The 4,407-nt window shown below is 53.6% G+C and carries 3 protein-coding genes; all 3 read left to right on the top strand.

Features of this window, described 5'->3' with window-relative positions; genetic code table 11:
* The first annotated feature begins 834 nt into the window (after window positions 1-834).
* The 3 genes from ACFDS3_RS19240 to ACFDS3_RS19230 are packed head-to-tail and all read left to right on the top strand — an operon-like array spanning window position 835 to window position 4,220.
* Window positions 835-2,133, top strand: coding sequence for a lipopolysaccharide biosynthesis protein (locus ACFDS3_RS19240; RefSeq protein WP_375263955.1), 1,299 nt, complete (start codon window positions 835-837; stop codon window positions 2,131-2,133).
* 9 nt (window positions 2,134-2,142) lie between these two features.
* Window positions 2,143-3,000: a sulfotransferase domain-containing protein gene (locus ACFDS3_RS19235; protein ID WP_375263954.1), complete on the top strand. Its 858-nt coding sequence runs from the start codon at window positions 2,143-2,145 to the stop codon at window positions 2,998-3,000.
* Window positions 2,994-4,220 (top strand): hypothetical protein, encoded by a 1,227-nt coding sequence (locus ACFDS3_RS19230; protein ID WP_375263953.1) that lies wholly within the window; start codon window positions 2,994-2,996, stop codon window positions 4,218-4,220. Before ACFDS3_RS19235 ends, ACFDS3_RS19230 begins: the two co-directional genes overlap by 7 nt.
* The last annotated feature ends 187 nt before the right edge of the window (window positions 4,221-4,407 follow it).

The following is a 4,407-nucleotide window of genomic DNA, read 5'->3' as shown; positions in this document are numbered from 1 at the left end:
GGCGGGCAAAGGGGAAGTCACGCCTCAGGCGTGAGTTACGCAACAATGCCCGTTGATCGGCATCGCGCTATCCCCTGCGCGATCGGCGGCTTGGCGCTCGAAAGCCGTGTGCTTCGCTAATTTGGGCGACGATCATCGGATTAAGAAGAGGTTTGATCGGAGCTACACCTCGAGAAAGGTTCGTGGCCGCGGCTACCGAGGAGGAAACCGCCCCCAGTAAGTGTCACGATAGGCAGGTCCGCCCAAGCTAGAAGCGCTGCCGCCGGACCTGCACCCCAGCTTCCGGACATGATCAGGCTAGGCGTAAACCTGTTCCACAACGGCGCGCCTCGCCCAGCGATGGCACACGGATCCTCGCGTACAGGGCGTCCAGCCAGATCGATATGCTGTCACACACATGCGCTCGCCCCCAACACCGGGACTAGGCGCGCCACCGGACCTCTGCAGGCTTTCCAGTTCCACGTTGTCCTGCCCCCGGTGATCCCATAGACTTGCACCAGACGCCGCTCTTCATGGCGAGATCGAACCTCTGCGCAAGACCCGCACGAACGGTGCGAACGCTGATTTCTCTTCACAAGCACGCGCTTCGTTGAGATCAACAGTACAACAACAATGGATCTTCGTGCGCACCTATCCTCCTGCCAAAACCGTCACCAATGCCTGTTGTTTTCTTCGTAATCTGGAGCACAATGCCCCACACGGATCAGCCCGGTGTGCGGGCATTCGTAAGGGGTTCAACGGCCGACGCTTTCACGAGCTGAAGCTCCGCTGCGCCGGCCTCATTACCGAACATCACACAGTTCAACGTTGGCCGGATCTCAAGAGCGTGCCGCTATGAAGAAAATTATTCGACTTACTGTTCTGTCGGCGGCGCTCAAAGTTTCCGGAATTGGACTGACATTTCTGTTCTTCCTGGTGGCCTCGAATCTCAGCAGCGATGTAGAGTATGGAAAATTTGCCGCGATTTTCTCTCTCGCAACGATCTTAGGATTCGCGTTCCTAGCAGGGCAGCACCTGACGATTCTTCGATTTTGGCCGGCGTTCGATGAAAGAGAGACGCGGGCGAAGGCTGATCAAGCCGCCAGATGGTCGGTTGTACGCGTAATACAAACTTCCACACTGGGCGCTCTAATTATCTTAGGCATTATTTTTCTGCTGCCAGCGCTTCAATTCACGACGCCGGAAGTTCTGCAGCCTGCAGGGGCACTTATCACTTTGTCACTCGCATTCGCATTTAGCGAATTCGCCCAAAGCTGTCTTCGGGCTCGTGGCGAAGTGCTTGTCTCGCTTTCTGGGAGAGAGGTCCTCTGGCGGCTTCTGAGTATTTCATTTCTTTTCTTGATCGGAAGAACGAGTGGTGTGACGCTAATATATATCGCCTCAGGAACGCTATGGGGAGTTACCCTCCTCCAGCTGTGGCTGGTTTACCGTGACATTGCGCCCCCAGAAAAGTTGTCGCCCCAAGATCGCCGCCTTATGATGCGAACTTCTCTCTGGCTCTGGCTCAGCGCAACGGTCGGTCCTTTATCCACCCACTCAGGAACAATCATCGTCGGAATTTTCCTTGGCCCGACCGCAGCCGGCGCGTATTTTGCAGCAGATCGAATCGCCAAGTTGTTGTCTATTGCGCTGATCGCGGTCAACCAGGTTGTAGGACCAGTTTTGTCGAGAGAGTTTCACGCGGGACGACTTGACCAGGTTCGCCGCCTGATAACACTCAGTTCTTTGATCTCTGGTGCGATTTGCTTGGTTGGATGTGGAGCCTATTTGATCTTCGGCCGCATCGCCTTAGTGCTTTTCTCCGAGAACTACAGCGATGCCTTTCCGGCTCTTATGATCCTAACGGCAGGCCAGGCAGTTAATACTCTGTGCGGGCCAAATACCATGCTGATGAACATGGCTGGCCTCGAACGCCAGAATACGATGATCATGGGATTCTGGAGTATTGCGGGGCTAGCTGCTCTACCGATGGGAGCAATGTTCGGAGGGATATCGGGAACCGCTATTGCCGCAGCTTTCATAATGGCGGCATGGAACCTGCACATTGTGTGGAAGTGCCACGCAGGACTTTCCGTCGTTCCGTGGGACATCAGGGTGCTTAAAAATCGACAAGAGCAATCTAGGGTGATCTGAGAGATGGACTTGAGCGAGAGCGCAAAGAGGATAATGCCGCAGGCCTTGCGAAATGCTATCCGGCCGGAAGTCTACCTTGCCCAGAGGGGAGCACAGAAAGTCAGGCAGATGGTCGGGCAGACAGGGCGGTGGCCGCATTTCCTGATCTTAGGAGCGCAGAAGGCTGGAACTACGACGCTGTACGACCTCATCATGCGCCACCCTGATGCGAACTCTGCACGCACGAAGGAGATTGCCTTCTTCGATCGGAATTTCAAATGGGGTCTCGACTGGTACAAGTCAAATTTTCCTGATGATGGCAGGGTCACTGGCGAGGCCACCCCTTGCTACCTGTACGACCCCGAAGCGGCACAGCGCATTATAAATGCGGTGCCAAGTGAGACTCGTTTCATCGTGTTGCTAAGAGACCCAGTGGATCGGGCAATTTCTCACTATTTCCATGCGCGGCGACTGGGATACGAAACTTTACCCATCGAAGAGGCGCTTGATGCAGAGGAGCGGCGCATCGGAAAAGAAGGTCACCGGTTGGTGGGACGGCACCACGAAAACCGCACGCAAGAGCAGAGCTTCAGCTATATCGCGCGCGGGCACTATTCCAAGCAGCTCGAGCGCTATTTCTCGATCTTTCCCAAGGAGAATTTCTATATAGAAACGAGCAACAGACTGTTTGCCGATCCCGAAACGGTAGTAGGGGAATGCTACGATTTCCTCGGCCTCAAGCCAAGTCCTCTACGGACTGTAAAGCCGCGCAATGTCGGAGTGTACAGCGACAAAGTGAAGCCCGAAGTATATGAGAAACTAAGAGAAGCCTTTTCGGGAGAGAAAGAGAAGCTAGAGGCCAATTTGGGCAGAAATCTACCATGGTAATCAGAAAGGCCCGACTACAATATATATTGACAACCGCACTGACCTTTCTGCCACGTTCAGCGTTGGCTTACCCAGCCTATTGCGTTGCACCATTCTTTGCCACTCGAATTTCAGACTGGCTGCCGAGGCACCTTCTTGTTCTGGCGTTCATTGTTGCGTCACTGTCTCTGAATACTTTTAGAGTAAATATCTCGCCAACCGTGGCGGCGCTGGAGTATGCTCTATGCTTCGCCTTCTTGCTCGGCGCATTTGGCGCCAATGTGGATTACCCTAGGATCAATCCGGCCGCACTGATGCGCGCATTCCAAGTGACGGCCTTCTTGACCAGTATGTTTAGCTTGGTCTTGATGGGATTTCCAGCTAGGCTCCCGTACATCCATTATCTACCTGACTATTACTACGCCGCGTTCGGGCTCGGCGGTGCAAAGATTGTAACCATACTTGGATTTGCTGGAATCATTACGGAACTTCACCAGCAGCAAGCTACGGGTCGGATGCGCTGGAGCTTTCTTGCGGTCGCGGTCCTTAATTTCTTGATGCCCAACTATATCTTGGCAATCATCTCCGGAGCGGTCGGTTTGACATGTTATTTTGTTCGCCGCCCTGTTCTAGGCGTGATAGTCACATCCATTGCATTGATTGTGGTAGGGTCTTACGTGTCCTATCGGCTGGAGACCGTTTCCGGGTCTTTTGCCGTAACTTTCGGGCTGCATCCGAAGATTTTCCAGTTCATCATCGCCTCTCAGGTCTTCTCGGATCAGCCTGTCACACTCCTCACAGGCGGAGGAATTGGCCAGTACGGCGGCCAAGCCGCTTTTTGGACGAGTGATGTGGGTGGCGAACTGTCGACCTTTTCCCTCCCTGACCTTCCGGGTATGTTCACACCAGAATATCACGCGCGATATATGGAGCCTGTGATGTCTGTTTTTTCTCAAGACCTTTGGGCTATCAGCTCTAGCTCGAATAAGCCTTATTCGAGCGTATCCGTCATGGCCGCTGAGTTCGGATTCCCGTTTACCTTCCTAGTATTCGGCCTAATCATCTATCGCTTCATCTTGAAATCCCGAGACCTTGCGCTCGCGTCTTTCGGAGTATTCGCGATGATCCTTATGACGCTTGACCGCGTCCACGACATGCCCTGGTTTGGTCTTGTCATGATCATAGCGAACACGCTTGTACTTCAAAATAGAAGCAAGAACTCGCCCTTGCCGCTTGGGTAGAACTCGATCCGGCTTGTCCCATATGTTTGACATTTTAGCGAAGAAATTAGGAGCGAATTCCGCGCCTTTTCATCCTGCGCAGCAGATTGGTGGCAGGGGCTTCGATTGCTCAAGGTGCTAGGCCCTGTTGACAAACTCGAATACTCACCTAGGCTCTGGACTCATAACCAGAAGATGACGGTAGCGG

It is taken from the genome of Palleronia sp. (assembly GCF_042089775.1).
Lineage (GTDB): Bacteria > Pseudomonadota > Alphaproteobacteria > Rhodobacterales > Rhodobacteraceae > Palleronia.
This window is presented reverse-complemented; position numbering and strand designations above follow the sequence as displayed.

Bases quoted from the DNA above. Each gene is read 5' to 3' on its own strand.
- ACFDS3_RS19240 (WP_375263955.1), top strand. From the start codon at position 835: ATGAAGAAAATTATTCGACTTACTGTTCTGTCGGCGGCGCTCAAAGTT.
- ACFDS3_RS19230 (WP_375263953.1), top strand. From the start codon at position 2,994: ATGGTAATCAGAAAGGCCCGACTACAATATATATTGACAACCGCACTG.